Source organism: Roseovarius sp. MBR-154, from assembly GCF_053628595.1.
On sequence record NZ_JBRJGR010000054.1, the window covers coordinates 1 to 3507 of the forward strand.

Annotated in this window: 4 protein-coding genes and 1 pseudogene; 1 reads left to right on the forward strand and 4 read right to left on the reverse strand. The window is 59.5% G+C overall.

The window, feature by feature from the left end:
* Positions 1-295: 295 nt before the first annotated feature.
* From ACSSV4_RS22950 to ACSSV4_RS22965, 4 genes and pseudogenes are all read right to left on the reverse strand, one after another.
* Positions 296-556 (reverse strand): annotated as a pseudogene (locus ACSSV4_RS22950) (IS3 family transposase); the annotation flags it as partial.
* A 100-nt stretch (positions 557-656) separates the two neighbouring features.
* Positions 657-2294, reverse strand: a complete 1638-nt coding sequence (gene groL, locus ACSSV4_RS22955; RefSeq protein WP_454277304.1) for a chaperonin GroEL — start codon at positions 2292-2294, stop codon at positions 657-659.
* Positions 2295-2338: 44 nt separating this feature from the next.
* Positions 2339-2626, reverse strand: coding sequence for a co-chaperone GroES (locus tag ACSSV4_RS22960; protein WP_454277305.1), 288 nt, complete (start codon positions 2624-2626; stop codon positions 2339-2341).
* Positions 2627-2750: 124 nt separating this feature from the next.
* Positions 2751-2978 (reverse strand): hypothetical protein, encoded by a 228-nt coding sequence (locus ACSSV4_RS22965; protein WP_454277306.1) that lies wholly within the window; start codon positions 2976-2978, stop codon positions 2751-2753.
* Between ACSSV4_RS22965 and ACSSV4_RS22970 the strand changes: the two genes are divergently transcribed.
* Positions 2910-3278 carry a hypothetical protein gene (locus ACSSV4_RS22970; RefSeq protein WP_454277307.1) on the forward strand — a complete coding sequence of 123 codons (369 nt, stop codon included), beginning with the start codon at positions 2910-2912 and terminating at the stop codon, positions 3276-3278. The genes ACSSV4_RS22965 and ACSSV4_RS22970 overlap by 69 nt on opposite strands.
* Positions 3279-3507: the final 229 nt, after the last annotated feature.

Below are 3507 nucleotides of genomic sequence, written 5' to 3' on the forward strand. Positions count from 1 at the left end.
TGCCGCCTCGCGCGATTCAGAGCACGATTGCAAGTCTTGGACCGGAGTTCATGCCTTGGGCACAACCTCTCTGATTTCGGGGCGAACTCGACGTTGACCCAATCCAACAGCAGAAACGCTGTTGACTAAGGCGAAGAACTCCGAGGAGATCTCGGCGAGATCAGCATAGATCGTTCGAAGCCAAGATGGACCGCGCCCTAAATTTGTGCAAGCGGCGCGAAGAGTGTCGTGCTGTACTGACTTCGGACGAAACCGTGGACACTCTGTACCATTTCAGTGAATAGCCCCCAATTTGCTAGACGCCTTGCAGCTTCAGTTTCTGCTGCTGTTCGAAGGCGATCGGTGACAGCATGCCGTTTCTAACGTGTTTGCGCTGCGGGTTGTAGAAAAACTCGACGTAATCGAAAACGTCGCCGCACGCTTCTTCGCGTGTTTTGTATTTTCTGCGGCGGATACGTTCGCGTTTGAGCAGGTTGAAGAAGCCCTCGACGACGGCATTGTTCCAGCAGTTCGCTCTGCGGCTCATGCTGGGAGCCAAGTTGTGCTGTTCAAGGAATCCTCCTGGTCCTGAGTTTTTCTGACGCAGGGATCGGTGTTTGTTTCCATCAACACTTTGGGTTGGTGTCCCGGGGCTCCTGCCCGCGGGACGCTGCCGTTCACATCATTCCGTCCATTCCACCCATGTCGGACATTTCGCTGCCGGCGCCGGCCTTCTCGGGCTTTTGCGCGACCATCGCTTCCGTCGTGATCAATAGCCCGGCAATGGACGCGGCGTTTTCGAGAGCGATCCGGACGACTTTCGTCGGATCAATGACACCGGCCTTCAGCATGTCGACGTATTCCTCGGCCTGCGCGTCAAAACCGAAGCTCGAGCTGTCGTTCTCGATCACCTTGCCAACAACGACCGATCCGTCGACCCCGGCATTTCCGGCAATCTGGCGCAGCGGTGCCTGAAGCGCACGGCGGACGATCTTGATGCCGGCAACTTGATCACTGTTCTCTCCCTTCAGCGACGCCAGCACCTTGCCGGCATGAACCAGGGCCACGCCGCCACCGGGCACGACACCTTCCTGAACCGCAGCGCGGGTGGCATTCAGCGCATCGTCGACGCGGTCCTTGCGCTCCTTCACCTCGATCTCGGTTGCCCCGCCGACCCGGATCACGGCAATGCCGCCGGCAAGTTTGGCCAGCCGCTCCTGCAACTTTTCCTTGTCGTAGTCCGACGTCGTCTCCTCGATCTGCATCCGGATCTGCGTGACGCGCGCCGCGATTGCGCTTTTGTCGCCGGCACCGTCAATGATCGTCGTGTCATCCTTGGTGATCGAGACCTTCTTCGCCGCGCCGAGCATGTCCATTGTGACCTTCTCGAGCTTGGTGCCCATCTCTGCGGAAATCACCTGACCGCCCGTCAGCACGGCAATGTCTTCCATCATCGCCTTGCGGCGGTCTCCGAAGCCCGGTGCCTTGACGGCCGCGACCTTCAACCCGCCGCGCAGCTTGTTGACGACCAGTGTCGCCAGCGCCTCGCCCTCGACGTTCTCGGCCACGATCAGCAGTTGCTTGTCGGCCTGAATCACAGCCTCCAGCAGCGGCACCATGGATGCCAGAGAGGTCAGTTTCTTTTCGTGCAGCAGGATGACGCAGTCATCCAGCTCGGCGACCATCTTCTGAGCGTTCGTAATGAAATAGGGGCTAAGGTAGCCGCGGTCGAACTGCATGCCCTCGACCACTTCGGTCTCGGTCTCCAGTCCCTTGTTTTCTTCGACGGTGATTACGCCTTCATTGCCGACCTTGGCCATCGCATCTGCGATTTGCCGACCGATCGCGACCTCACCGTTGGCCGAAATGGCGCCGACCTTCGCGATCTCGTCGCTGTCGCCGACGGGCCGGGACATGGTCTTGATCTCGGCCACAACCGCAGCGACGGCTTTGTCGATCCCGCGCTTGAGATCCATCGGATTCATACCAGCCGCGACCGACTTCATGCCCTCCCGGACAATCGCATGGGCGAGCACGGTCGCGGTCGTGGTGCCGTCGCCAGCCTCGTCATTGGTGCGCTGCGCGACCTCCTTGACCATCTGCGCGCCCATATTCTCGAAATGATCCGACAGCTCGATTTCCTTGGCGACGGTCACACCGTCTTTAGTGATGCGCGGGGCGCCCCAGGATTTGTCGATGATGACGTTCCGGCCCTTGGGGCCCAGGGTAACTTTGACGGCGTTGGCCAGCGTGTTGATGCCTTTCAGCATGCGGTCGCGGGCATCGGTACTGAATCTGACGTCTTTGGCGGACATGATCGGGTGCTCCTGAGTATGAAATTTCGGCGTCGCTGTCGGGGTCAGGCCATGACGCCGAGAATGTCGCTCTCCTTCATGATCATGAGATCTTCGCCATCGAGTTTGATTTCGGTTCCTGACCATTTTCCGAACAGGACCCGGTCGCCGACTTCGACAACCATGGCGATGCGGTCGCCGTCCTCGTCGTTTGCGCCGGCGCCGACTGCAACGATCTCACCTTCCTGCGGCTTCTCTTTTGCGGTGTCAGGGATGATAAGCCCGCCCGATGTCTTCGCGTCGCCTTCGATGCGGCGGACGAGGACCCGGTCGTGGAGTGGAGTGAACGACACTTAAGTGCTCCTTCTTCAGATGTTCAAGGGAGCATGGCGATGTTCGGAAGTTCATTGGCACTCGCCATACTGGAGCGCCAATACTATTGAAATGATGGCTCAGCAGGGGTTCTACAATAGCGCCTCAAAGAATATCTTTCTGCTTTCCATCAATGCACATCCATACATGCTCCCGCCCATTGTTGAAGCTTGAAGCCAAGTTATCGCCTGCGATGATTGCGTTGATCAAGTCTGCGACGGCCCGGGGCCTCTCTGTTTCGGTTTCGGTGCCGACGGCGTTCTCATGGGTCGCCGCTGCGTCGCGGAGGACGCCCACGATCTCGTGCTCTGGCAGAAGCCCGTGATCGTTCATCGCAAGCAGGAGCGCCTCGCATATCTGACCAACGCAAGCTATGGTGCCGCCTGGGCTTTCGAGCGAGGTTTTGTAAGGATCGACGAGCAATGCGACGCCGTTGACTTGCCGGCGAACGCCTTCTTTGACCCGGCAGCTCACGGATCGGGCTGGCGCTGTGAGCGTACATACGAGCCGCTGAGCGGCACCTGCGTGGCCATCGATCTGCCGGAGACCGCCTATCTCGACCGATCCGGCAACCGGTGGAGCTGCAATCCCGGCTTCCGGCTCTCCGGCGGGGCGTGCCTTCTTGGGCGGTGATGCGGATCTTTCTCGTCGTGGAGCGTCTGGCACGCTACTGCACCGGATTTTTGAGTGACATCAGTGAACCTCTCCCTCATCCACCCGGGGATTTTGGCGCGTGGATGGAGGTCTTTCTCGCCGGAGCGGTTCATTGTAAGCGGCGGCCACGCCCCATTGATTTTGCACTTGCGCGGCGTCGCGATGGGATGAAGCGGAGGGCGGCCGGTAGCTCGTCAGGGACTACGAG